A 23760-nucleotide genomic window follows, 5' to 3' on the forward strand; every position below is an offset into this window, starting at 1 on the left:
AGAGCGGGAACGACGCTGGTTGCTACCGGTGAACCACGCCGGCTGTCGCGGCGGTGGCATCGCACTGCCGGCAGGCGGCATCGCTCGTGCAGTTTCGGCTACGTCTTCGCTTCCGGCGCGGTCCGCATGCGTGCGGCACCGATGACCGGATTCGCATCCCGTGCGGGGGACCTTCCTGAGGGAGGCGCGGATGTTCGGACAGATCACCACCACCACACCACCGGCCGAGCGTGGGCTGGAGGACCTGGACGCGGCGGCGCTGGCGTACGCGGCACGGATCGCCGGGCTGCCACCGGAACGCCGGCAGGAGGCTCGGGACGACCTCGTCCGGTTCGCCATGCCCTTCGCCGGCCGGTTGGCCCGGCGCTACCGGGGACGGGGTGAACCGCTGGAGGATCTGGAACAGGTGGCCCGGCTGGGCCTGGTCAACGCGGTCGACCGGTACGACCCGGAACGTGGGTCCTTCACCGCGTATGCCGCGATAACCATCGTCGGGGAGATCAAACGGCACTTCCGGGACCGCACCTGGGGGGTGCACGTGCCTCGGCGGCTGCGGGACCTGATCCTGGAGGTCGGCCAGGCGACCGCGGCGCTGACCAGCGAGCTTTCCCGCTCGCCGAGCGTGACGGAGCTGGCCGCCCGGTTGGAGACGCCGGAGGAGGAGATCCTGGCGGCGCTGGAGTCGGCGGCCGGTTACAGCCCGGCCTCGCTCAACGCACCGGTCGGCGGGGAGAGTTCGGCGGAGTTCGGCGACCTCGTCGGCGAGTCCGACACCGACCTGGAGTCGGTGGACGACCGGGTGACGGTGAGCGGGCTGCTCGGCCGGCTGCCCTGGCGGGAGCGGCGGATCCTCGCGATGCGCTTCTACGGCAACCAGACCCAGGCCGAGATCGCGGCCCGGTTCGGCATCTCGCAGATGCACGTCTCCCGGCTGCTCTCCCGGGCGCTGACCTGGCTGCGCCAGGCGATGCTCGCCGACTCGCCGGCACCCTGGCAGTCCGGCGGTGCCGAGGCGGGCGGTGCGCCGGCCCGGCTCTCGGTGCGCCAGGTGGGACCGCGGGTGGTGGTCGAGGTGACCGGCGAGATCGACCGGGACACCGCCGATCAGCTTCGCCAGGCCGTGGTCGAGGCCGTCGCCGACCGGCAGCCCGCCGAGGTGGCGATCGACCTCACCGACGTGGCAAAGCTCGACGGGCCGGCCCTGGCCGCCCTGGTGGCCGGTCGCGACGCCGCACACCGCGCCGGAGTGCGGTGGCGGTTGGCTCGGGCGCAACCCGTGGTCCAGCATTCGCTCAGCGCCGCCGGTCTGGTCGCGCTGCCCGCGGACTGACCGGCGGCCGCCGGATCGTCACCGCGTCGTCGTACCGTCGTCCCGTGCTCGCCCGTGCTCCGGTCACTGCCCGTCCTGCGGTCACTGCCCGTCCTCCTCGCCCCGCCGCTGCTCGTCGCGGGGGCTTCCGGTCCGCCAGCGCGGGCTCTCCGAGCCGCCCCGGTCGGCGTCGTCGACCTGCTCGTCGGGGCGACTCGGCTCGAAGGCGGGCCGGCGGACCTCGTCCGGCTCCGGCACCGTGACGGGACGGGCGCCGGACCCGGGCCGGGGGTGGTACGCCGTGGCCGCCCCGGCGCCGTGCGCCCCTTCCCGGGCGGCCACCTCGGTCTCCGGGTGGCGCGGCTCGTGGCGTAACTCGTCGCGGATCAGCTGTGGCGGTCGGGTCGACCGCTGCGGCAGGTCCCGGCCGAGGTCCGCGACGAGCGGGCCGTACTTCTCGTCGAAGGCGGGGCGCTCGGAGCGGATCCGGGGTATCCGGTCGAAGTTGCGCAACGGTGGTGGACAGGTTGTCGACCACTCCAGCGAGTTGCCGAAGCCCCAGGGGTCGTCCACGTCCACCATGCGCCCGAAGCGCCACGACTTCCAGACGTTGTAGAGGAAGAAGAGCGTGGAGGCGCCGAGGACGAAGGAACTGATTGTCGAGATGGTGTTCAGCACCGTGAAGCCGTCGCTGGGCAGGTAGTCGGCGTACCGCCGGGGGAACCCCTCCGCGCCGAGCCAGTGCTGCACCAGGAAGGTGCCGTGGAAGCCGAGGAACATCGTCCAGAAGTGGACCCGTCCCAGCCGCTCGTCCAGGAGCCGCCCGGTCATCTTCGGAAACCAGAAGTACACCCCGGCGAAGGCGGCGAAGACGATGGTGCCGAAGAGCACGTAGTGGAAGTGCGCGACCACGAAGTAGGTGTCGGTGACGTGGAAGTCCACCGGCGGGCTGGCCAGCAGCACTCCGGTCAGCCCACCGAGGAGGAAGGTGACCAGGAAGCCGATCGAGAAGAGCATCGGCGTCTCGAAGGTGATCTGCCCCTTCCACATCGTGCCGATCCAGTTGAAGAACTTCACCCCGGTCGGCACCGCGATCAGATAGCTCAGCAGGCTGAAGAAGGGCAGCAGCACCTGGCCGGTACCGAACATGTGGTGCGCCCAGACGGTCATCGAGAGGATGGTGATCGCGACGGTTGCCGCCACCAGCCCCTTGTACCCGAAGATCGGCTTCCGGCTGAAGACCGGGATGACCTCGGTGATGATGCCGAAGAACGGCAGCGCCACGATGTAGACCTCGGGATGGCCGAAGAACCAGAAGAGGTGCTGCCAGAGCAGTGGGCCGGCGTAGGCCGGGTCGTAGACGTGCGCGCCGAGCCGCCGGTCCGCGTAGAGCGCCAGCAGCGCGGCGGCGAGCAGCGGGAAGACCAGGATCACCAGGAGGGCCGTGAAGAGCATGTTCCAGGTGAAGATCGGCATCCGGAACATGGTCATCCCGGGTGCCCGCAGGGTGAGGATGGTGGTGATCAGGTTGACCGCACCGAGGATGGTGCCGAGGCCGGAGAGGACCAGACCGATCACCCACATGTCCGCGCCGACACCCGGCGAGTGCTGGTCCCTGCTCAGCGGCGTGTACGCAGTCCAGCCGAAGTCCGCCGAGCCGTTCGGGGTGAGGAAGCCGGCCAGCACGAGCGAGCCGCCGAGCAGGTAGAGCCAGTACGCGAGCGCGTTGAGCCGGGGAAACGACACGTCCGGCGCGCCGATCTGCAACGGCACCACGTAGTTGCCGAAGGCGAACGCCAGCGGGGTGGCGAAGAGCAGCAGCATGATCGTGCCGTGCGCGGTGAAGAGCTGGTTGTACTGCTCCGTCGAGAGGAACTGGAGGCCGGGGCGGCCCAGCTCGGCGCGCATCAGCATCGCCATCACGCCGCCGATGACGAAGAAGCCGAACGCCGTGGTGAGGTAGAGCAGGCCGATCTGCTTCGCGTCGGTGGTGCCGAGAAGCCGGATCAGGTGGTTGCCCCGTACGGCCCGGCGCACCGGACCGGGGTAACCGCCGGACCGGGCCGGTGCCAGGATCAGCGGCCCCCGATCCTGCCCGGGATCGGTCACCACCCGCTTGCGCATTCCGCTCACCCCGTACCTGATCTTCCGCTGGGACGAGGGGTGGCTACCCGGTATTCCAACGGCAAAACCCGGCAGTCGTCCGGATTCGGGGCTCCGTGCCTCCAACGGGTGAAACCGGGCAGCTCAGGCGGTGCCTGTGGCGACGGATCAGCGGCCGTCGCGGCGCCGGCCGCTGAGCGCGGCGAGCCCGAGCATGACCAGGCCGAGTCCCAGGTGCAACCAGTTGTCGGCGTCGTTGACCGGGAGGAAGTTCGCGGCGCCGTCCTGTTCGATCGCCACGCCGTAGACGACCAGGACCAGGTAGAGGGCACCGCCACCGACCAGGAACGTCCGCGCCCCGGCGACGGTCCGGGCCAGCAGCAGCCCGGCCACCCCGGTGCAGAGGTGTACCAGGTTGTGCAGCACCGAGACCTCGAAGAGCCCGAAGAGCCGGGCGTCGGAACGGTGCCCGGCGATGCGCAGGTCGCCGTAGCGACTGGTGATCTCCGGAATGAAGCCCAGGATGCCGAGCGCCAGGAAGGCCACCGCCACCCCGACCGCGACCGTGCACACCGGCGACCGTCCGGTGTGTGGCCGGGTGACCGCGGAACTCGCTCTCGTCACCGTACCGCGACCTCCGCGACCGCCCCGTCCACCGGGACCACCGGCGCCGCCGGATCGCCGCCCATCCGGCGTACCTGGTCGTACAGCTCCAGGTAGCGTTCGGCCATGATCGCCGGGGTGAACCGGCGGGCGGCCTCGCCCCGGCACTCCCGCTCGTCGAGCCCGCCGACCTGCCGCACCAGGTCGGCGAGGCCGTCATCGTCGTCGGCGAGCAGCCCGGTCCGGCCGTGCTCGACCAGCTCCGGCAGGCAGCCCCGGCCGATCGCCAGCACCGGGGTGCCCAGTGCCAGCGATTCGATCACCGCGGTGCCGCCCGGCTCCTCCCAGCAGAGCGGGAAGAGGCTGGCCCGGGCCGAGGCCAGCAGGTCGTCCCGGGCCGCCCCGGCGACCATCCCGACCCAACGCACCCGGTCGCCGTCGACCAGCGGCGCCACCTGGTCGCGCCAGTACCGTACGTCCGGATTCTGTCCCGCCTCCGGGCCGGCGGCGGCCAGCTCCTCCGGCCGCCGGTACGGCCCGACCGGTCCCGCCAGCACCAGGTCGAAGCCGGCCTGGTGGGCCAGGCGCGCCCCGACGTGCTGTCCCTTGCCCGGCGTGATCCGGCCGAGGACGACCACGTGCCCGGCCTTCTCGACCGACGGCCGGCGGTCGGCGTCGACGGCCAGCGGGGTGGCCAGGTGCACGTGCCCGATCGCGTGCTCGCGCAGCGCCTGTGGCGCCCGGGCGAGTTGGGCCGCCGAGACCCCGTTGACCCGGACCCGGTCGCCGCCGTCGAGGAAGCCGTAGAGGTCGGGGTGCTTGCCGAGATCCCAGTGCAGGGTGTGCAGCGCCGGACCGCTACCCGGCCCCATCGCGGCCAGCACGGCCAGCCCGACCGCCTCCACGTGGTCGTGCACCAGGTCGATGTCGTCCCGCTCGCGAAGCGCGCGGACCACCCCGGACAGGTGCGCGTGCGAGATCCCGCAGACCTGGTTGTACGGCCGCTGCAGCGCCCCGAACTGCCCGTCCGGAAAGACCGACAGCAGCTCGTCGACCGACAGCGTGGCGTCCGCCGTGGAGGCGAGCACCACCCGTACGCCGAGCCGGCGCAGCTCCGGCACGAGCGTGGCGACCACGTTCTCGATCCCGCCGTAGCCGGGTGGCGGCACCGGCAGCCAGGGCCCGGCGTTCATCAGCACCGTCAGACTCATCGATCCTCCACCCCGCTCATACGGCGGGTCTCCGGGCTCATACGGCGGCTCCCCGGGACGACGGGCGCAGCTCGGCCAGTGGCGGCCGCTCCCGGACGGAGATGTCGCTGACCACGATCTCCCGGTCGAGGTTGGGCAGGGCGCTGCTGCCGTCCCGGCGGAACTGCACGAGCAGGTTCGCCGGCGGCGCGCTCTCCTCGACCAGGCCCCGCCGGCAGAGCCGCTGCCAGACCGTGTGCAGGATCTGCCCGGACATCCGGCCGAGCGCCTCGGTGTCCTGGTGCCGATGCAGGCGCTCGCCGAGGTCGACCTGGGCGAGCGCGTCCAGGCCGCACATCTCCAGCAGGTCGATCAGCATGGCCGTCTCGACGCCGTACCCGGAGACGAAGGGAACCCGTTCCAGGACGTCCCGCCGGCCGGCGTACTCCCCGGCGAGTGGCTGGACGAACCCGGCGAGTTCCGGCCAGAAGAGGTTGAACAGCGGGCGGGCCACCAGCTCGGTCACCCGGCCGCCCCCCTCTGCCTCCACCCCGCTGGTGCCGACCAGCGGGCGGTGGTAGAAGCCCTTGACGAACGCGACGGACGGGTCGGTGAGCAGCGGGCCGAGCAGACCGGTGACGAAGTGCGGCTGGAACTCCCGCAGGTCGGCGTCGACGAAGGCGACCAGGTCGCCCTCTGACGCGGCCAGCCCGGCCCAGAGCGCGTCGCCCTTGCCGTCGAGCCGCGGCAGCCCTCGGGTCATCTCGTCCTGGCTGATCACCCGCGCGCCGGCCGCCGCCGCGACGGCGGCGGTGCCGTCCCGGGACCGGGAGTCGACCACCACCAGCTCGTCGACGAGTGCCACCTGCTCGACCAGGCAGGCCCGGATCGCCGCCACGATCGCGCCGACCGTCGCCTCCTCGTCGCGGGCCGGGATGACGACACTGACCCTGCGCTCCTCCTTCAGGTACGCGAGCTGCCGGGGCGTCCACTGATCGGCCACACCGGTACGGTGGGTGGACCACGCCTCCAGCGCCGGTGACACGGGTGTACGCGAGCGCCGCATGGGACCGACCTCCCCAGGTGCCTCGACCGGAGCCCGGCCGGGCTCCGGTGCAGCCCTACAGCCTTCCCCGCCGGTACCGGATCAACCGTCGCGGCGCCCGGTCGCCGAGGCCCGGGACGGCGGCCGGCGGGGTGCGTCGTCCGGTTCGCAAACCGCCGCCGCTTCGGGCACATTCGGACGCTACGGACATCGCGCCGCCTGCTGGCCGACACCGGACACCGCGCCCGGCCGGGCGGGCCGCACTTTGCCGGAGAGTTCGCGTACCGTTGCGCGTCATGGGTGTGTCGCAACGGTTGAAGACCAGGGTCCGGCGTTTCCTCCAGCGTCCGGGCACCACAGTTGATCTGGCGCCGCTGGAGAAGCTGCTGCCCACGATCGAGGCGCGCGAGGAGGAACTCACCGATCTCGACGACGCCGAGCTGACCGAGGCGGCGGGCCGGGCCGAGGACTTCGTCGAGATCTGCGCGGTGGGCCGCGAGGCCGCCCGGCGCGGCCTCGACGAGCGGCCGTACGACGTCCAGCTCCTCGGGGCCATGTCGTTGCTGGCCGGCAAGGTCGCCGAGATGGCCACCGGTGAGGGCAAGACGCTGACCGCGGCCATCGCCGCCTACGGGCACGTCCGGCGGGGCAACGGGCCGGTGCACGTGCTGACGGTCAACGACTACCTGGCCCGCCGGGACGCCGAGTGGATGGAGCCGGTCTACCGGCTGCTCGGCCTCAGCGTCGGCTGGGTCACCGAGGCGTCCACCCGCGAGGAGCGCCAGGCGGCGTACGCCTGCGACGTCACCTACGTCTCGGTCAGCGAGGCCGGCTTCGACTTCCTCCGCGACCAGCTCGTCACCGACATCGACGACCGGGTGCAGCCGCCGCTGACCACCGCGATCGTCGACGAGGCCGACTCCATCCTGATCGACGAGGCCCGGGTGCCGATGGTGCTGGCCGGCGCGGTCCCCGGCGAGCAGGACCCGGTGCACCAGGCCGCCTCGGTGGTCCGCGGGCTGCGTGCCGGGCGGCACTACACGGTCGCCGACGACGGCCGCAGCGTCGCCTTCACCGACGCCGGCCTGGCCGAGATCGAGTCCCGGCTCGGCGGCGTCGACCTCTACAACGACGAGCACGTCGAGCAGCTCTCCGCGGTCAACGTCGCCCTGCACGCACACGCCCTGCTGCACCGGGACGTCGACTACATCGTCCGCAACGACGGCGTCGAGCTGATCGACGAGATGCGCGGCCGGGTCGCCCAGCGCCGGCGCTGGCCGGACGGGCTCCAGGCGGCGGTCGAGGCGAAGGAGGGGCTCGACGCCACCGCCGAGGGCGAGGTGCTCGGCACCATCACCGTGCAGGCGTACGTCGCGCTCTACCGGACCGTCTGCGGGATGACCGCGACCGCGGTGCTCGTCGGCGACCAGCTGCGGGAGTTCTTCTCCCTCGAGGTCGCGGTGATCCCGCCGAACACCCCGTGCATCCGGGTCGACGACCCGGACCGGATCTACGCCACCCGCGCCGAGAAGGAAGAGGCGCTGATCGAGGAGATCCAGGAGCAGCACGAGACCGGCCGCCCGGTGCTGATCGGCACGCTGGACGTGAAGGAGTCCGAGCGGCTTGCCGAGGCGCTGCGCGAGGCCGGGGTGCCGTGCACCGTGCTGAACGCCAAGAACGACGCCGAGGAGGCGGCGGTCATCGCCGAGGCCGGCACCTACGGCGCGGTGACCGTCTCCACCCAGATGGCCGGCCGGGGTGTCGACATCCGGCTCGGCGGCAGCGACCAGTCCGACCGGGACCGGGTCGCCGAACTGGGTGGCCTCTTCGTGATCGGCAGCGGCCGGCACGACAGCCGGCGGGTCGACGACCAGCTCCGCGGCCGGGCAGGCCGGCAGGGGGACCCGGGTCGCTCGGTCTTCTTCGTCAGCCTGGAAGACAACCTCGTCATGCGGCACGCCCCGGACGCGATCCCGCCGTCGCCCCGGATGAACGCCGACGGTCTGGTCACCGACGAGCAGGTCGACTTCGCCATCGAACACGCCCAGCGAATCGCGGAGGGCGTCAACCACGAGATCCACCGCAACACCTGGCGGTACAGCGTGGTGATCGAGCAGCAGCGCAAGGCGTTGGCCGAGCGCCGGGAACGGCTGCTCACCACCGAGGTGGCGGCGGAGATGCTGACCGAGCGGTTCCCGGAGCGGGCCAAGGAGATGGACGAGGAACTCCTCTCCCGGGTCGGCCGGTCGATCGCCCTCTACCACCTGGACCGGCTCTGGGCGCAGCACCTCGCCGAGCTCTCCGAGGTACGCGAGGGCGTACACCTGCGGGCGCTCGGCCGGCTCGACCCGCTCGACGAGTTCCACCGCTCCGCGGTGCCGGCGTTCAACGCGCTGGTGCCGGAGATCGAGACCCGCACGGTGGAGACCTTCGAGGAGAACGAGTTCGACGACGACTGGCAGCCGGGCGAGGGCGAGCTGGTCCGGCCGAGCGCCACCTGGACCTACCTGGTGCACGACAACCCGTTCGGCTCGGAACTCGACCGGCTGATCGCCGCCGTCGGCCGGCGGCTCGGCTCCGCTCCGCGCTGACCCCGACGGATCGGAATTTCCGGGGTTGTCGTCGGATGACCGACGGCAACCCCGGGACGTGCAGGATCGTTCTTCCCCTGTAACGGGTGGTTTGTCCACCCGGCGCTCGGGTAGTAGCGCAGGTCCCTACCGACATGGGATCGGGAAGGGCGGGGGGAAGGCGACCATGAGACAGGCGAGGGCACGAACCGGGCGTACCGCGGCAGCCGCGGTGGTGGTGGGGGTTGCGGAGCGGTGCTGAGGCTGAGGACGACGACGGAGCCGTCGACCGAGGCCCCGGGCGTGCTGGAGACCGCCGCCCTGCTCCGCGAGGTGACTGCCGGGTTGATCGCGAGCGACGATTTCGACGCCGCGCTGGACCGGCTGGTACGTACCGTCCGGGACGCCATGCCGGGGGTGACCTGGTGCGGCGTCACCGTAGTCCGGGCCGGGGCGCCGCCCTCGGTCGCCGGCTCCGAGCCGCGGCTCGACGACCTCGACGACGTCCGGCACGGCCCGGACGGGCCGGCGATGGTGGCGATCCGCAGCCGGGAGATGGTCTGGTCGGCGGATCTGCGCACCGAGACCCGCTGGCGTCCGTGGACCGACCGGGCGCTCGCCCTCGGCGTACGCGGTGTGCTCGCCGTGCCGGTGGACGTCGACGACCACGTGGTCGGCTCGATCAACCTCTACGCCCGCGAGCCAGGGGTGCTGACCGCCAGCCAACAGCTCACCGCGATGCTGCTCGCCGAGCACGCCGGGCTGCTGCTCGGCGCCGTTCGGGACCGGTCCCGGCTGGCCGGACCGGCCGATCATCCCGACGAGGTTCGGACGGCCGGGCAGGTCATCGACCAGGCGGTCGGGGTTATCATGACCCAACGTGGCTGTCCGGCCACGGAGGCAATGCGAGTGTTACGGTCCGCCTCGGCGACGCTGGCCATCCCGTTACGGGACGTGGCCGAGCGGCTGGTCACCTCGGTCGCCCGCCGCCGCGACACCTGACCCTCCATCGTGGACTGCGCGACGCGGCGCAGCCCGCACGGCGGCCCGCGAGCCGCGGCGTCGTTTCGGTCCGGACACCCGGGGGTAGCACGCGTAGCACGCTGGGGTCGGACCAGGAGCGAGCCGGGGAGGCACCACCATGCAGAGCCGCCTGCGGGTGCACGGGCATCCGATCCAGCCGATGCTGGTCACGTTTCCGTTCGGGCTCTTCGTCTGCGCGACTGTCTTCGACCTGGCCGACGTACTGGGCGGTCCGGCGTTCCTCGGGCTGGTCGGCTACTGGACGGCGGTCGCGGCGCTCGTCGCGGCCGGGCTCGCGGCGGTGGCCGGCATGGTCGACCTCTGGGACGCTCCCGGTGATCCGACCCGGCGCACGGCGGTCACCGATCCGACCCGGCGCACGGCGGTGACGTTCAACCTGGTGAACGCCGGGGTCGCGGTGTTGTTCGTCTTCGCCTGCCTGATCAGGTCCCGGGTGCCGGAACACGGGGCGACCGGCGGGCTGCTCCTGGTCGAACTGCTCGGCCTGCTGCTCGGCGCCGTCGGGGTGCGACTGGGCGGCAGCCTGGTCCGCCAGTTCGACCAGGGGCGGGGCGAGCCGACCAGCTTCGAGGGCTTTGGCCCGCCGGCCAGCTCGGTTGCCGGCGGTTTCGGCCGTCGCCGCGGCGGCTGACCGAGCGGCTGACCGCACGGCCGATCCGGCGCCGGGTCGCCCGCTTGCTCAGGAGTGAGCAGTTGCGTGGTGCTCGGCGAGCAGGTCGGCGCCGAAGTCGCCGTGCGGGCGGCGGAGCACGGAGTGCGCGTGGTTGCCGTCGTCGCTGGTGTTGTCGTATTCGATCAGCAGATCCTCGCCCTGGATCCGGTAGTAGTGCCGCCCGCCCGGCCTGGTCGGGCCCTCCCAGGCGAAGTAGAGATCACTCCGGCTGACCCGGGCCGCCTCCTGCCGGGCCAGCTCCGGCGGCAGCCGGTCGAGGTAGAGCGCGACGAGGTGGTCGAGGAGCGCCCGGCCGGTGGGTCCGAGTCCTCCGGCGCGGATGCCGGGCGGCTCGATCCGGCGGTCGAAGCGTGACCGGGTGCCGCTGCGGATGTCGGCGGGTGCCTCGTCGGCGACGATCGCCATGCCGCGGCCGTCCGGGCCGATGGCGTCCAGCAGGGCGCGGGCGAGGTCCTCCTCGGGGCCGAGTGGTCGGCTCACCGGTCTGCCGGCGTAGCTCACGGTAGCCGGGTTGACACCCAGGAACAGGGGTGCCGGCGCGACGCCGTCACCGGCGACCGTCATCGTCACCGACAGGTGGTGCCCCTCGAAGCGCCAGGACCAGTGGTCGTCCCGGGCGGGGTCACCGAAGACCACGATGCGGTAGTCGTCGCTGTGCCGGCCCCGCCGCCACTCCTCCCGGCGGTCGAGGACCTCCTCCAGGGCCATGATGGTGGCGGCCTGCGCATAGGCGTGCGGGCTGAGCGCGGTGGCGAGCAGCCGGTGCGTCGCCTTACGGGCGACCCGGTCGAGGTCGGCGAGGCAGGCGCCCGGTCGGGGCAGCGGGCGGTATTCGATCCAGCGTCGCCCGGTCTCGTCGGCGAAAGGGCGGGAGGCCAGCGCCCGGGCCGGTCCCGGTAGCGCGTCCAGCAGCCCGGTGGCCACGGTCCGCATCTCTCCGGCCAGGGTGGTGTTCCGCATCCTCCCTGTATACCGGCTGCCGGGTGTGGACGACGCCCCGGTCGCCGGGGCCGGGCCTGATGATCTTCCCAGTGGTCTTCCCGGGGCGGAAGGCCAGGTCGCTCCGGGGGCGGCGGTGGTTCCTTGATCGATGATATTGTGATCGGGGTCACATCGATGGTCACCATCTCCAGGTAGGGTCTGCGAATCACGAACCCCTCTCGAAGGGTGCCGCCAGATGTTCAGACTCTCCCCACAAGGGCCGCGGCGACTCCGGATCGTCGGGCTCGCCGCACTCTCCTTCCTGGTGGTGACCGTTGCCGTCGCACCGGCGAGCAAGGCCGCACCAGCGTCCGCAACGACTCCGACCACAACGGACGTTGCCACCCCGCCGGGCGTGGACGAGATCTCCAGCAGCCCGAACCTCCGGCAGATCGCCAACATCCCGAAGCAGGGCACCTTCGCCCCCGAGGGAGCGCTCGGCTCGGATCTCGCCTTCCAGGGCCGGTACGCCTTTGCCGGCAACTACGAGGGCTTCGTCATCTACGACATCAAGAACCCGCGACGGCCGTCCATCGTGGCCCAGGTCCAGTGCTCGGGTTCGCAGAACGACATCTCGGTCTACGGTGACCTGCTGTTCCTCTCCACCGACTCGCCGCGCAGCGACGACTCCTGCGCGAGCACGGGCGTGCCGAGCAGCGCCACGGTGTGGGAGGGCATCAAGATCTTCGACATCAGGAACAAGTCAAACCCGAGGTACATCAAGTCGGTGCAGACCGCCTGCGGCTCGCACACCCACACGCTGGTGCCGGCCAAGGACAAGAAGTCGGTCTACATCTACGTGTCGTCGTACGGGCCGTCGGACACCTACCTCGGCTGCGCCAGGCCGCACGACTCGATCTCGATCATCAAGGTGCCGCTGAAGAAGCCGACCCAGGCCGCCGTGGTGGCGGTGCCCGACCTCTTCGCAGACGACGAGGGCGGCAACCCGGGCGGCAACGGCAGCTCCACCACCAGCGGCTGCCACGACATCACCGTCTACCCGAGCAAGGACCTGGCCGCCGGTGCCTGCATGGGCGACGGCATCCTGATGAACATCGCCAACCGCGAGGCGCCCAGGGTGATCGACCGGGTACGCGACACCGTGAACTTCTCCTTCTGGCACTCGGCGACCTTCAACAACTCCGGCACCAAGGTGGTCTTCACCGACGAACTCGGTGGCGGTTCCGGTGCGACCTGCGTCGAGACGGTGGCACCCACCCGGGGCGCGAACGCCATCTACGACATCACCGGTCGGGGTGACGGCCGCAGCCTGGTCTTCAAGAGCTACTACAAGATTCCCCGGTTGAACACCAGCCTGGAGAACTGCGTCGCGCACAACGGCTCGCTGATCCCCGTGCTGGGGCGGGACATCATGGTCCAGGCGTGGTATCAGGGCGGCATCTCGGTCTTCGACTTCACCAACTCCGCCCGGCCGGTGGAGATCGCCTACTGGGAGCGGGGCCCGATCTCGGCGGAACGCCGGATCATCGCCGGTTCGTGGTCGGCGTACTGGTACAACGGCCACATCTACTCCAGCGACATCCAGAAGGGCCTGGACGTGCTGGAGCTGCGCGACTGGCGGATCTGGACCGCGCACCTGATCAGGTTCGACGAGCTCAACGTGCAGAGCCAGCCCGGCTACCTGGGCAGCAACTGGTAGTCGCCTCCGCGGTCCAGCCCATCCGACGCCTGGCGGCCCGGTCCCCGCACGGGGGACCGGGCCGCCGTCAGCTGTGGACGTGCCCGGCTCAGCCGAGCGTGCAGGTGACCGAGGGAGCCGGGGTGCCGCCGGTCGAGCTGCCGAGGAAGCCGAAGGTGGCGGTCCCGGCGGGGCCGAGGGAGCCGTTCCAGTCGACGTTCCGGGCGGTGACGATGGTGCCGCTCTGGGTCACCTCGGCGTTCCATGCCTGGTTGATCCGCTCACCGGCGCCGAACGTCAACCGTGCCGTCCAGGACCGGCTCGTCGTGGAGCCGGTGTTGCGTACCGTCACCTCACCCTGGAAGCCGCCCTGCCACTGCCCGACGCTCCGGTAGGTCGCCGCGCAGCCGCCGGCCGGCGGGGGAGTGGTGGTGGGCGGTGCGGTGGTGGGCGGCGGCGGCGGCGCGGTGGTGGCCGGCGGCGGCGTCCGGGTCGGTGCCGGGGTCGGGGTCACCCCGCCGAGCATCGCGGCGAGCGCCGGATACCACCGGTCGGACATCTTCTGGTCACCGGCGGCGTTCGGATGCACGCCGTCGTAGGTGTCGCTGCCGGTGCTGAAGCCGGTCCACTGGTCGACCACCACGACCGGCGACTGGCCGGTGGTCTTCGACGCCGCCCAGCCCGGGATGGCGTCGTTGAGAGCCACCACCCGCTGGCCGCACTCGGCGCAGGTGCTCGGCGCCATCGGGATGATCTTCGCTACCAGGATCTTCATGTTCGGGTTGCTGGCCCGCATCTGGTCCACCAGCTTGGAGTAGGCCGCGAGGATCGTCGAGGTGGCCCGGTTGCTCCAGACGTCGTTGGTGCCGAAGTGCATCAGGACGACGTCCGGGCGGGTGGCCGCGAGCCACGGCGGCAACTGGTTCTGGTCGGCCACGGTCGTCACGAGGGCACCACCGTGACCCTCGTTCTCCCCGTCGTACGGCAACCCACAGCCCTGCGGGCCGAGGGTGCCGACGAAGTCGATGTCGGTGTATCCGGTGTTCTGCAGGCGGTTCCAGAGGATCGCGCGCCAGCAACCCGGTGAGCCGGTGATCGAGTCGCCGAGCGGCATGATGCGGACGGGTGCCGGTGCCGCCGCCGGCAGCGCGGGTCCGGCGAGGACGACCGTGCCGAACGCGGCGACGAGCACGACGAGGAAGGTGTGGAGCAGGGGCCTGCGGAGCATGATGATCTGATCTCCTGTCACGGCGATGAGGTGGTCGTGCCGGCCCTGGTGCTCCCGGGGATATTGAAGCAGGTGACTGCAGCGGGACTCAACCGGTCAAGTGGTCGTGTCGCTGGCCGTCCTGGCGCACCGGTTACGCCCGTGGTGAACCGGTCTTGACGGTCGGTGGCCCTCGACCGCGAGGATGGGCCGGTGAGCGAGAACCCCGTGGCGGTACGCCGACTCGACCTCGGCTACTTCGTCCGGCCGGCCGCGGAGGCGGCCGAGCCGCATCCCCGGGTCGAGCCGGCGTACGGTTATCTGGTCCGGCGACCCGAGGGGCTGCTGCTCTTCGACACCGGCATCGGCGAGGTCGACCCGGAGACCGAGGCGCACTACCGCCCGGTCCGCCGGCCTGTCGAGGCGGCGCTGGCCGCCGCCGGGATCGGCCTCGGCGAGATCTCCCTGGTGGTCAACTGCCACCTGCACTTCGACCACTGTGGAGGCAATCCGGCGCTCTCCGGCCGCCCGGTCGTGGTGCAGCGGACGGAGCTGGCCGTGGCCCGCGAGCCCGGCCACACCATCCCGGAGCTGGTCGACTTCGCCGGCGCCCGGTACGAGGAGTTGGACGGCGAAGCCGAGATCTGGCCGGGCGTGTGGGTCATCCCCACACCGGGGCACACCGTCGGGCACCAGTCGCTGGTGCTTCGGGCGCCGGACGGCACGGTCGTGCTGGCCGGGCAGGCCCACGACTTCGCCTTCCGGTACGGCTCGGCGCTGCTGGCGCTGCGGGCGGCCCGGGACGGGGCGGCGGACCCGCTGCCGCCGGTCCCGGAGTGGATGCCCCGGCTGCTCGACCTCGATCCGGCCCGGGTGCTCTTCGCGCACGACGGCGCGGTCTGGGAGCCGACCGCGCCTCCCCGACGGTCGTTCCCGGGAGGTGTCGCGACGACCGCGCCCGGCGACACCGCCAGCTGAGCTGCGGGCGGCCGGTCCGCCGCCCCGGGGGAGCCTCACCCTGCCGGTTCTCCGGCGCCGGTGTTGAGCAGGCGCGTCGGGTACTTCGCGTCGATGGCGGTGCGGTTGTTGTGCAGCATCAGCGCTCGGGACCGGGTGGAGAACCCGGCCAGCAGGGCGCCGACCGAGCGGTCCGGCGTCCAGCGGTCGGCCGGTAGCACCCCCCAGGAGACCATTCCGATCACCAGGCCGGGATCGCACGGTACCCAGCGCTCCGCCAGCCGGAACTCGGCCCAGAAGTGCGGCATAGAGAATGGTGCGGCCACCATCAGCCCGTGCCGGATCCGGGCCGGATAGCCGAGTTCGGCGCCCCGGATGACCAGCAGTTTGGCATAGGCGGCACAGTCGGCGACCAGGTTTGCGGTGGCGAAGTCGACATCCCAGTGGATCACTTCGGGAAGCCGGAAGAACCGGATGTCGGCGACCTCCCGGGCGAGTGCGGCGAGCGGCGGCGGCAGCGCCGGCCAGTCGTTGCGCAGCACGACGTCGACGTCGTGGGTGAACACGTGCCCGGCCCCGACGGGGACGGGCGTCACCAGGTCGTCCGGCTCGTGACACGTCGCCATGCACGGGCCGGGGTGGCCGGGTGCCGGGCAGGCACCCCGGTAGCTGACCCGATAGGTCCGCTCTTCCCTGTCGGGACGGTCCAGGACCCGGGCCCAGAACCTCATCGCCGCCCGGTGCAGGGTCGGCAACGGCAGGTACAGCGCCAGGTTGGCGAGGTCGTTCTGGTCGTAGAGGGCGTCCTCCCCGGTGCCCACCCGGGGAAAGCCGGCAGCGACGGCCGAGGCGAGCACGGTGGGGCTGAGCCGGTAACCGGGGAACACCTCGGCCGCCGGGACGGTGAAGCGGCGGGCCGACATCGGGATGCGGCGCAGCGTCGACACGACCTCGGCGATCTGGGGGGTCAGGTCGGCGCCGGTCACCGGCTCACCACCTGCCACGGCCACCGGTCCTCCAGGGCGGTGGGGCCCGGCGAGATCCCGGGCATCGCGGTCGACCGCAGGCCCAGCTCCTGGACGATGACGGCCAATACGGCGTGGGCGCTGGCGAGGACGGGGTCGGGTCCGGCCTCAAGGACCCGGACGACGAGCCTGTCGGACCAGCGGCGCCACCCGACCATTCCCGCTGGCGGCCCGTCCGGCGCCAGCGAGGTCAGCGCGACCAGCGTCACGCCCACTGGCAGGACGGGCACCGGCTCGGCCCCGGCCGGTCCGGGCAGGCCGACCACGACGACCACCGGTACCAGACCGCCCGGCTGAGCGAAGAGCGCTGGCACCGCGGGCATGGTGTCGGGTTCGACCATCAGTATTGCCGGCCCGTCGACAGCACGACGGATCAACCCGGCCACCGACTCCGTCGAGCCGCCCGACGTCGGCGGTGTCAGGATGACGGGATCGAGGTGATTCAATCCGGGAACGACGGAGTCGGGGCGACCCGACCGGTGCGCCGCGCACGCCTGGCGCAGGGCTTCGGCGCGGGCCTGCCCGACGACGCAGACAAGCCGCAGCCTTCCAGGATCCACTGTCCCTGTCCTTTCGTAGCGCGAGGCGGGGGGTGGCGGTGACCGCCTCGCCGAGGCTGGCAGCACGGCGGCTCCAGGACCACCACAGGCGACGCCGACCCGGCCCGGCACACCTGGGTCAGTCTCTGCCGAGGATCGCGCCGACCACGCGTTCGGCGAGCATTCGCGTCTCGTCCGCGGAGATGAGGTGGCCGCCGGTGCGCAACTCGACGGCCAGCGTCGAGTCGGTGATTCGGACGTGAAAGTAGAACCCGGCGCAGCGTTGTGCGGACTCGCCGAGCCAGCTCGTGTAGGGACGGCTGGCGAGTTCCTCCGGCCGCGGGTCCGGGCCGTACCAGGAGACGAAGGCCCCACGCGGCACGATGTTGACGCTCGGTGGTGCGGCCACCTGATGCAGGCCGCCCTTGTCGAAGCTCGCCATCTGGTCGTTGAGTTCCGCGGAGTCGTAGTGGCCGTACCGGTTCGCCGCCAGTGAACCGCGCCAGGCGGCGGGGATCACATCATCAAGTTTCCGGGGATCGGAGACCTCGACGCAGAGAAGTCCGCTCTGCGCCACACAGCAGACGCTGTCGCGGATCCCCGGCAGGTGCCGGTTGGATACCAACATGTTGATGGGAACGGTGGACCGCCCGAGATATTCGGCCAGGGCGCAGGAGACCGCAGCCACCACGATCGCGGTCTCCGTGGTGCGACCCGTCGCCAGCCGCTGCGCCAACCGTCGCGCCGCCACCGTCGAGTCCACCCGGGCCACATGCATGAGCAATCCGGTGTCGGTGGCCCGGGCCCGCAGCGACTCCAGCACCTCGGCCAGGGCGTCCTGGTGGCGTAGCCAGTAGTCGACCGCGCGTCGGCTGGCGGCTGCCCCGGCGGGCGACTGCTCGAAGGTGGCGAGGTCGATCGGTTGGCGCCCGGCGGGCGGCAGCTGCGCGGTCAACCCCCGGTGCACGGCGTCGACCGTCGCCCGGAACTCGTTCCAGAGAAGGTCGAACCCCTGGAGGTCGGTGGCGATGTGGTGGACCACGAGGCCGAGGCGTGCCGGCCCGCGGACCAGGCGACGGCAGTAGACGACTCGGATCGGCCAGCGGGCCTCGATGTCCATCTGCTGCCGCAGCCTGGCCGCGGCCTCGTCGTAGCGCCGGATCCACTCGACGTCGTACATCCGGCTGCTCGCCGGCCATACCCGTTGCTCCGGTCGGCCGTTGTCGTCGACCCCGACGGTGCTGCGTAGCGAGGCGTGCCGGGCGACGACCACCTGGGCGGCGGCCCGGACCGTGCGGAAGCTCACCCCGGGCAGCGGTTCGAAGGTACGCAGGAGCAGGGCGTGCGAGCGCAGTTCGGCAGGGAGTTGCTGCTCGTGCCAGGCCCACTGCTGACCCCAGCAGAGTGGACCGCGCTGCGGCGCGCCGGCGTCCGTGCCCGGCGCGGGGCTGCCGGTCGTCGAGCGCACAAGGGCGCCGCGGTCGGCCCGGCCCGCTTTCCACCGGCCGGGCATGCCCGCACGTACCATTTCTCTCCCTCCGCCGCCCAGATCGGTAGTTGCGCGCACCGAAAACCGGGTGTGCGAGAGGGTCGCATCCGGTCAACCACGTGCGCCCGGCAGGGAGTTGGCACGCTTGACAGCCTGCCGTGGGCCGGGCTGAGATATCCGCCAATCCGGTTGCTGCCTCCTGCCGACGGTGAGCGACCTCCGGCGGACCGCGCGTTGGGCTGTACGTCGCGGAGACACGCACAGCGTGAACAGCTGCCCTTCCTACGGCTTCGGGGGTGCGTCTTGGAAAACGAGCAGTCATTTCACGAATACACCGAGATCCTGCGGCCCTATCTGCCCTTTGCCGAGTCGACCCCGCTGGAGCCCAGCGACAGCCTCGCCGAGCTGGGCCTCGACTCGCTCAACACCGTGGCGCTGCTGGTCGAGATCGAGTCGGCGTTGGGCGTCATCATCCCGGACGACGCCCTGACCGCAGAGACCTTCGCAACAGTCGGTTCCCTGTGGAGCGTCGTGTCGGACCTGATGGACCCGGCGAACGAAACCGGTACGGCGGAGGCGCTCCGGAGCGGATCCGGCCATGGTGGGACCGCCGGATCGTAGCGTTCCGGGCCGACCCACCCCGCGGGCCGGGACGGCCCAGGCTCCTCGCCGGCCGTCGCCGACGGCTTCGCCCCGGAACGGACAGTCAGCGCACCAGGAAAGGGAGGTGCCGTGATCGAGTCGGCTACCGGCCAACGGGTCGCCGTGACGGGACTCGGCGTCGTCGCGCCGTGTGGTGTGGGAGCCGAGGAGTTCTGGGACGGATTGCTGAAGCCCACCGGGTCCGCGTCGGTCCGCTCCGTACCCGCCTTCGATCCCGCCACGTACGGAGTCACGACCGTACAGGCACGTCGGGTCGACCGTTTTGCGCAGTTCGCCATTGCCGCGGCCGCGCAGGCCCTGGTGGATGCCGGGCTGTCCGAGGAGCTGAGCGCCGCCGAGCCGATCGATGGCGTCGATCCGCGTCGGGTCGGCGTGATCCTCGGTACGGGCATCGGCGGTACCCCCACCTGGGAGACGGCGATGCACGCCTTTCGCGACCGTGGCCCTCGTGCCGTCTCGCCGCTGACGGTGCTCCGGGCGATGCCGAACTCGGCACCCGCCGCCGTCTCGATGCGGTGGAACCTCCAGGGGCCGTGCGAGACGGTCGCCACGGCCTGTGCCAGCGGCACCAACGCGGTGGCGACGGCGGCCCGGCTCATCGCCGCCGGCCGGGCGGACGTGGTGCTCGCCGGCGGTGCCGAGTCCTGCCTCAACGAGGGGAATGTCGCGGCGTTCACCAACATGCGCGCACTGTCGCCCACGGGCACGTCACGGCCGTTCGCCGCCAACCGCGACGGCTTCTGTCTTGCCGAGGGGGCGGGCGTGGTGGTCCTCGAAAGCGCGGCACACGCGAAGGCCCGGGGCGCCCGGATGTACGCGGAGATCCTCGGCACCGCGGCCACCGCCGATGCCCACCATGTGACGGCACCCGCGCCGTACGGTGCCATGGCGGCCCGGTGCATGGAGTTGGCCCTCGCGGACGCCGGTGTCGGGGCGGCCGAGGTCAGCTATGTCAATGCCCACGGCACGTCGACCGTCTTCAACGACGCCGCAGAGGCCGCGGCCATCGGCACGGTCTTCGCGGGCTCCCGCCCGGCGGTCACCTCGATCAAGGGGGTCACCGGCCACGCGCTCGGGGCTGCGGGTGGGCTCGAGGCCGTCTCCGTGGCGTTGAGCTACGCCTACCGCACGCTTCCACCGACCCTCGGTACCGAGGAACCGGATCCCGCCCTCGACGTCGACGTGGTGCTCGCTCCGCGTCCCTGGGAGCCCGGCTTCGCGATCTCGAACTCGTTCGCGTTCGGCGGGCACAACGTCACGGTGGTGTTCGGCCCACCGGACCGAGCGGGAACCTCACCTGGTTGAGCCGCACCCGTACGGCGGCGGACGACCGGCCAGCGTACCGGCAACCACGGTGCCGGTTCAGCAGCCGCCGGAGGGTAGCTCCGCGCCGACGGTGAACTCGACCCCGTCCGCTTCGGCTGAGCGTTCGGCCTGCCGGACCAGGCCGAGCACGCCGTGCCTGGAGAGCCATTCGTCGGCGTAGACGGTGGCCTGATAGCTCGTGTCACCGTCGGGGCAGATCACGACCGGGGTGCCCAGCGACGCCCCCTTGGCCGTTGCCCTGAGGACGGCGCAGAGCACCGCTCCGCTCGAGGCGCCGAGTCCGATGCCGGTCCGCCGGCGGAAGAGTCGACACATCGCTATCGCGTCGATGTCCCGCACCCGGCACAGCCGGGTGTAGTGCGACGGGTGCATCAGCGTCGACCGGCGGCTGGCACCGATGCCGCTGAGCAGGTGGGGGTGACCGGTGCCGCCGGCGGCAACGGAGCCGTCGACGTCCACCGCGTAGACCTTGAGGCCCGGGAGGTGGCGCCGGAGCCCTTCACCCACCCCGACGATGGTTCCGCCGGTGCTCAGGGCGACGAAGATCGCGGTGATCCTCCCGCCGGTCTGCCCCAGCAGCTCGGGCACGGTAGAGGTGCGGTGGATCTCCGCTCCGGCCGGACTGTGGTACTGGTCCGTCCAGCGCAGCGTCGGGTCCTCGCGGAGCATCCGACGGACGGTGGCGAGCCGGTTCAGCAGGAAGCCGCCGTGCTCGTCCTCGGTGTCGACCATGACGACCTCCGCGCCGTGCTCCGTCAGCCGTACGCGCAGCGGGGGAGGAGCCTTCGGATCGACCACGGCCACGAACCGCCACCCGGCCCGGCGGGAGATCTCGGCGAGGGCGGCGCCGAGGTTTCCGGACGACGATTCGATGATCGCCGCGTCTGGACCCAACGGCTCCCGGCGAGAGAGGCCGGCGAGGAGGCCGAGCGCCGTCCGGTACTTGATCGAGCCCGTCGGGTTGTGTTTCTCCAGCTTCAACCAGGCGGTGCCGACCCCGCCCCGATACCCGACTCTGAGGTGGCGAAGCGGCGTGTTGGTCCGGGCCGCCGTCAGCAGGGCTTCCGGCGTGCCGACCTGCCCGAGCGGCATTCTCGTCACCACGCCCCGCGGACGACCCACTCGAGGACGGCCATGGCGCTGTAGAGCTTGTGCCGGGCCTGTGTGAAGGCGATGCTGCGCGGTCCGTCGAGCACCTCGGCATCCACCTCCACGCCGCGGTGGGCGGGCAGGTCGTGCATGAAGTGAGCGTTCGGCAGCCGGTCCATCAGCTCGGTGGTCACCCGGAAGGGTGTGAACGAGGTACGCCACGACGGATCGGGCTTGACGCTGCCCGTCGTCTGCCAGCGCGCGGTGTACACGACGTCGACGGCCTCGGGGATCCGGTGCGGGTCGTGCTGCTCGTCGACCACGGCGCCGTGCAAGGCCGCCGTCTGCATGGCCATCCGGCGGATGTACGCGGGCAGCCCGTACCCCTCCGGGGTGCGCAGGTGCAGTGTCGCATCCGGAATGCGGGCCAGGGCCAGGGCGAGGGCCGCGGCAGTGCTGTTGCCCTCACCCAGGTAGCAGACCCGCAGGCCGTCGAGCCGACCGCGCAGCGTCGACAACACGGAGAGATCCGCGATCGCCTGGGTCGGATGCTCGTCGGCGGACATGGCGTTGACCACGGCCATGCGCTCCTGGTCCGCCAGCGCCCGCAGTTCGGCGGGGTCGGCGGCGGTACGGGCGACCAGCGCGTCCAGCATGCCGGAGAGCACCCGGGCGGTGTCCGACACCGTTTCGCCGGTGTTCTCCTGTAGGTCGTGCGGGCCGTACGCGACGACACCCGCACCCAGCCGCTGGGCGGCTACGGTGAAGGAGGTCCTGGTCCGGGTAGATGTTGTGCGGAAGTAGGTACCGACGACGGAACCGGCCAGCGGGGTGCCGGCGGCCGAGCGGTCGGCCCGGGCGTGCCACGACGAACGCCGGACCAACTCGACGAGTTCGTCGGCGGAGAGGTCGGCGATGGAGAGCAGGCTACGTCGCCGGGTTCGTCCGTTCAACGTGTGACCTCCCGGTCACCCGGCTCGTTCGGCACCTGCCGGAACGGGGTGGCGAGCACCGCTGCCGGCTTCGGCCGACTGCGGGGCCACCGGGTCGTGGCCGCGACGGTAACTGTCATCGGCGCAAATCACCTCCCGGACGTAAGGGGCAAGCCGGTACTCGTACAGCTTGTCCTGGCAGGCGGATACGAGCGAGTTGTCGATCAGGTCGGAGAACAGGCAGAGTGAACTCTCCGGATCGAAGCTCTCCTTCCGGTCGCCGAGCGTTACGACGTATTCGGCGCCGAACCGGGTAGCCGGGGAAATCGCCAGCCGGTACAGCAACCGGCGGTGGGAATCCGTGAGCAGACCGATGCTCCAACGGATACTCTCGGCTACGGAGCGCTGATGCGGTAGCAGCGCGTGGTCCGACGTTCTCAGCATCGCGAGGGCCGGTCCGGTTGCGAGAAGTGTCCGCGTCGGTATCGTGCGTAACCGCTCGGCGGCGAATTCGAGAGCGCGCGGCATGCCATGGAGACGGCGGCACAGCTCCTCCAGTCCCGGTAGGTCGGCGGTGAGTTCCGCCATCAGTGGAGAGTCGGCGCCGACCTTGCGCAGCAGCAGTTCCACGGCGGGGGCGTACGACGAGTCGTCACCGGGCTCGACGGAAAGCGGGCGAACCTCCAGATTGACGCCGAACCGCTCGGTGACCAGGCGCCGTGAGGTCACCAGAATATGCATGTACGGATACGTGTTGAAAAGTTCCTTCGCGGCGGCCGCGACGCTTGTCGGAATATGCTCGGCGTTGTCCAGCACGAGAAGCATGTTGCTTCGGTGGCCCTCGTCGGCAAGCTCGGCGTCGGGCGATCCGGTCGACGACTCCAAGCGGACGAGTCGATGTGCCCGCTGCAGCACCGCCCGCGCCTGCGACGCTGCCCGTCCCTGCTCGGCGGGGATGTCGCCGAGCTCGACAAAGGCGACACCCTGCCGAAACGACGACGCGACCTCTGCCGCCACGCCCAGCGCGACGCGGGTCTTGCCGACCCCGCCGGGCCCGAGGAACGTGTTCATGCGGCTGGCCCGGACAGAGCGGCTGAGGTGTTCGAGTTCGACCAGGTTGCCGACGAGCGGGAAATTCGGCGGCGGCAGCCCGCGCCATTCGGCGTGGTCGACCGGGCTCGTGCCGACATTCCGTCGTTCTGCGCCGAGCGCACTCAGCAGCAGATCGACGGACGAAGAGCGCGGGTTCTCCACCCGTTCCAGCTCCAGGTTCCTGATGGTGCGTACGCTGACTCCGGAACGTTCGGCCAACTCCTCTTGTGTCCAGCCGTGTATTCGTCTCAATACCGCAATGTTATTCCCCAGTCCCATGTTTG

At 71.4% G+C, this 23760-nt stretch carries 20 protein-coding genes; 8 read left to right on the forward strand and 12 right to left on the reverse strand.

The annotated features are described in order from the left end of the window. Positions 1 to 190 precede the first annotated feature (190 nt). Entirely contained in the window at positions 191 to 1330 is a 1140-nt protein-coding gene (locus tag ACN28C_RS21505) for a SigB/SigF/SigG family RNA polymerase sigma factor (RefSeq protein WP_422769337.1), read from the forward strand. An 81-nt stretch (positions 1331 to 1411) separates the two neighbouring features. Here ACN28C_RS21505 and ctaD read toward each other — a convergent pair whose 3' ends face one another. From ctaD to ACN28C_RS21525, 4 genes are all read right to left on the reverse strand, one after another. Continuing rightward, the gene (ctaD, locus tag ACN28C_RS21510) at positions 1412 to 3433 is read right to left on the reverse strand and encodes a cytochrome c oxidase subunit I (protein ID WP_422769338.1); all 2022 of its coding nucleotides are present in this window, start codon (positions 3431 to 3433) and stop codon (positions 1412 to 1414) included. 147 nt (positions 3434 to 3580) lie between these two features. After that, positions 3581 to 4036 (reverse strand): DUF4383 domain-containing protein, encoded by a 456-nt coding sequence (locus ACN28C_RS21515; RefSeq protein WP_422769339.1) that lies wholly within the window; start codon positions 4034 to 4036, stop codon positions 3581 to 3583. Continuing rightward, positions 4033 to 5226: a glycosyltransferase gene (locus ACN28C_RS21520; RefSeq protein WP_422769340.1), complete on the reverse strand. Its 1194-nt coding sequence runs from the start codon at positions 5224 to 5226 to the stop codon at positions 4033 to 4035. The genes ACN28C_RS21515 and ACN28C_RS21520 overlap by 4 nt, the downstream gene beginning before the upstream one ends. A gap of 37 nt (positions 5227 to 5263) precedes the next feature. Then, a complete protein-coding gene (locus ACN28C_RS21525) occupies positions 5264 to 6271 on the reverse strand; it encodes a glucosyl-3-phosphoglycerate synthase (protein WP_422769341.1) in 1008 nt (335 codons plus the stop codon). 275 nt (positions 6272 to 6546) lie between these two features. Between ACN28C_RS21525 and secA2 the strand changes: the two genes are divergently transcribed. From secA2 to ACN28C_RS21540, 3 genes are all read left to right on the forward strand, one after another. Continuing rightward, positions 6547 to 8841 (forward strand): accessory Sec system translocase SecA2, encoded by a 2295-nt coding sequence (gene secA2 / locus ACN28C_RS21530; protein WP_422769342.1) that lies wholly within the window; start codon positions 6547 to 6549, stop codon positions 8839 to 8841. A 243-nt stretch (positions 8842 to 9084) separates the two neighbouring features. After that, the gene (locus tag ACN28C_RS21535) at positions 9085 to 9822 is read left to right on the forward strand and encodes a GAF and ANTAR domain-containing protein (RefSeq protein ID WP_422774755.1); all 738 of its coding nucleotides are present in this window, start codon (positions 9085 to 9087) and stop codon (positions 9820 to 9822) included. A 139-nt stretch (positions 9823 to 9961) separates the two neighbouring features. Beyond that, positions 9962 to 10495: a DUF2231 domain-containing protein gene (locus ACN28C_RS21540; RefSeq protein WP_422769343.1), complete on the forward strand. Its 534-nt coding sequence runs from the start codon at positions 9962 to 9964 to the stop codon at positions 10493 to 10495. A 48-nt stretch (positions 10496 to 10543) separates the two neighbouring features. On the opposite strand, the gene ACN28C_RS21545 is transcribed toward ACN28C_RS21540, so the two are convergent. Continuing rightward, entirely contained in the window at positions 10544 to 11497 is a 954-nt protein-coding gene (locus ACN28C_RS21545) for a DUF3500 domain-containing protein (RefSeq protein WP_422769344.1), read from the reverse strand. A 217-nt stretch (positions 11498 to 11714) separates the two neighbouring features. Between ACN28C_RS21545 and ACN28C_RS21550 the strand changes: the two genes are divergently transcribed. Continuing rightward, positions 11715 to 13178 carry an LVIVD repeat-containing protein gene (locus ACN28C_RS21550; RefSeq protein ID WP_422769345.1) on the forward strand — a complete coding sequence of 488 codons (1464 nt, stop codon included), beginning with the start codon at positions 11715 to 11717 and terminating at the stop codon, positions 13176 to 13178. Positions 13179 to 13266: 88 nt separating this feature from the next. Here the strand turns inward: ACN28C_RS21550 and ACN28C_RS21555 are convergent, their stop codons facing one another. Continuing rightward, positions 13267 to 14385, reverse strand: coding sequence for a cellulose binding domain-containing protein (locus ACN28C_RS21555; RefSeq protein WP_422769346.1), 1119 nt, complete (start codon positions 14383 to 14385; stop codon positions 13267 to 13269). Positions 14386 to 14577: 192 nt separating this feature from the next. Between ACN28C_RS21555 and ACN28C_RS21560 the strand changes: the two genes are divergently transcribed. Beyond that, positions 14578 to 15342 (forward strand): MBL fold metallo-hydrolase, encoded by a 765-nt coding sequence (locus tag ACN28C_RS21560; protein WP_422769347.1) that lies wholly within the window; start codon positions 14578 to 14580, stop codon positions 15340 to 15342. Between the two features lie 35 nt (positions 15343 to 15377). On the opposite strand, the gene ACN28C_RS21565 is transcribed toward ACN28C_RS21560, so the two are convergent. The 3 genes from ACN28C_RS21565 to ACN28C_RS21575 all read right to left on the reverse strand — a co-directional run bounded on the left by ACN28C_RS21565 (position 15378) and on the right by ACN28C_RS21575 (position 18353). Next, positions 15378 to 16331 carry a transglutaminase domain-containing protein gene (locus ACN28C_RS21565; RefSeq protein WP_422769348.1) on the reverse strand — a complete coding sequence of 318 codons (954 nt, stop codon included), beginning with the start codon at positions 16329 to 16331 and terminating at the stop codon, positions 15378 to 15380. Further along, positions 16304 to 16660 (reverse strand): hypothetical protein, encoded by a 357-nt coding sequence (locus ACN28C_RS21570; protein WP_422769349.1) that lies wholly within the window; start codon positions 16658 to 16660, stop codon positions 16304 to 16306. The genes ACN28C_RS21565 and ACN28C_RS21570 overlap by 28 nt, the downstream gene beginning before the upstream one ends. 364 nt (positions 16661 to 17024) lie before the next feature. Further along, positions 17025 to 18353 carry a condensation domain-containing protein gene (locus tag ACN28C_RS21575; protein ID WP_422769350.1) on the reverse strand — a complete coding sequence of 443 codons (1329 nt, stop codon included), beginning with the start codon at positions 18351 to 18353 and terminating at the stop codon, positions 17025 to 17027. Positions 18354 to 18677: 324 nt separating this feature from the next. Between ACN28C_RS21575 and ACN28C_RS21580 the strand changes: the two genes are divergently transcribed. Further along, the gene (locus ACN28C_RS21580; RefSeq protein WP_422769351.1) at positions 18678 to 18995 is read left to right on the forward strand and encodes a phosphopantetheine-binding protein; all 318 of its coding nucleotides are present in this window, start codon (positions 18678 to 18680) and stop codon (positions 18993 to 18995) included. A 111-nt stretch (positions 18996 to 19106) separates the two neighbouring features. Continuing rightward, a complete protein-coding gene (locus tag ACN28C_RS21585; RefSeq protein ID WP_422769352.1) occupies positions 19107 to 20342 on the forward strand; it encodes a beta-ketoacyl-[acyl-carrier-protein] synthase family protein in 1236 nt (411 codons plus the stop codon). Between the two features lie 57 nt (positions 20343 to 20399). On the opposite strand, the gene ACN28C_RS21590 is transcribed toward ACN28C_RS21585, so the two are convergent. The 3 genes from ACN28C_RS21590 to ACN28C_RS21600 are packed head-to-tail and all read right to left on the reverse strand — an operon-like array spanning position 20400 to position 23755. After that, positions 20400 to 21455 carry a pyridoxal-phosphate dependent enzyme gene (locus ACN28C_RS21590; protein ID WP_422769353.1) on the reverse strand — a complete coding sequence of 352 codons (1056 nt, stop codon included), beginning with the start codon at positions 21453 to 21455 and terminating at the stop codon, positions 20400 to 20402. Between the two features lie 5 nt (positions 21456 to 21460). Next, positions 21461 to 22405, reverse strand: a complete 945-nt coding sequence (locus ACN28C_RS21595; protein ID WP_422769354.1) for an ornithine carbamoyltransferase — start codon at positions 22403 to 22405, stop codon at positions 21461 to 21463. A 15-nt stretch (positions 22406 to 22420) separates the two neighbouring features. Continuing rightward, on the reverse strand, positions 22421 to 23755 hold the full coding sequence (locus ACN28C_RS21600) for a helix-turn-helix domain-containing protein (RefSeq protein ID WP_422769355.1): 1335 nt from the start codon (positions 23753 to 23755) through the stop codon (positions 22421 to 22423). Between the last annotated feature and the right edge of the window lie 5 nt (positions 23756 to 23760).

Source organism: Plantactinospora sp. WMMC1484, assembly GCF_049315195.1.
Taxonomy (GTDB): Bacteria; Actinomycetota; Actinomycetes; order Mycobacteriales; family Micromonosporaceae; genus Plantactinospora.

Bases quoted from the DNA above. Each gene is read 5' to 3' on its own strand.
- ACN28C_RS21505 (WP_422769337.1), top strand. From the start codon at position 191: ATGTTCGGACAGATCACCACCACCACACCACCGGCCGAGCGTGGGCTG.
- ctaD (WP_422769338.1), bottom strand. From the start codon at position 3,433: ATGCGCAAGCGGGTGGTGACCGATCCCGGGCAGGATCGGGGGCCGCTG.
- ACN28C_RS21520 (WP_422769340.1), bottom strand. From the start codon at position 5,226: ATGAGTCTGACGGTGCTGATGAACGCCGGGCCCTGGCTGCCGGTGCCG.
- ACN28C_RS21525 (WP_422769341.1), bottom strand. From the start codon at position 6,271: ATGCGGCGCTCGCGTACACCCGTGTCACCGGCGCTGGAGGCGTGGTCC.
- secA2 (WP_422769342.1), top strand. From the start codon at position 6,547: ATGGGTGTGTCGCAACGGTTGAAGACCAGGGTCCGGCGTTTCCTCCAG.
- ACN28C_RS21540 (WP_422769343.1), top strand. From the start codon at position 9,962: ATGCAGAGCCGCCTGCGGGTGCACGGGCATCCGATCCAGCCGATGCTG.
- ACN28C_RS21545 (WP_422769344.1), bottom strand. From the start codon at position 11,497: ATGCGGAACACCACCCTGGCCGGAGAGATGCGGACCGTGGCCACCGGG.
- ACN28C_RS21550 (WP_422769345.1), top strand. From the start codon at position 11,715: ATGTTCAGACTCTCCCCACAAGGGCCGCGGCGACTCCGGATCGTCGGG.
- ACN28C_RS21555 (WP_422769346.1), bottom strand. From the start codon at position 14,385: ATGCTCCGCAGGCCCCTGCTCCACACCTTCCTCGTCGTGCTCGTCGCC.
- ACN28C_RS21590 (WP_422769353.1), bottom strand. From the start codon at position 21,455: ATGCCGCTCGGGCAGGTCGGCACGCCGGAAGCCCTGCTGACGGCGGCC.
- ACN28C_RS21600 (WP_422769355.1), bottom strand. From the start codon at position 23,755: ATGGGACTGGGGAATAACATTGCGGTATTGAGACGAATACACGGCTGG.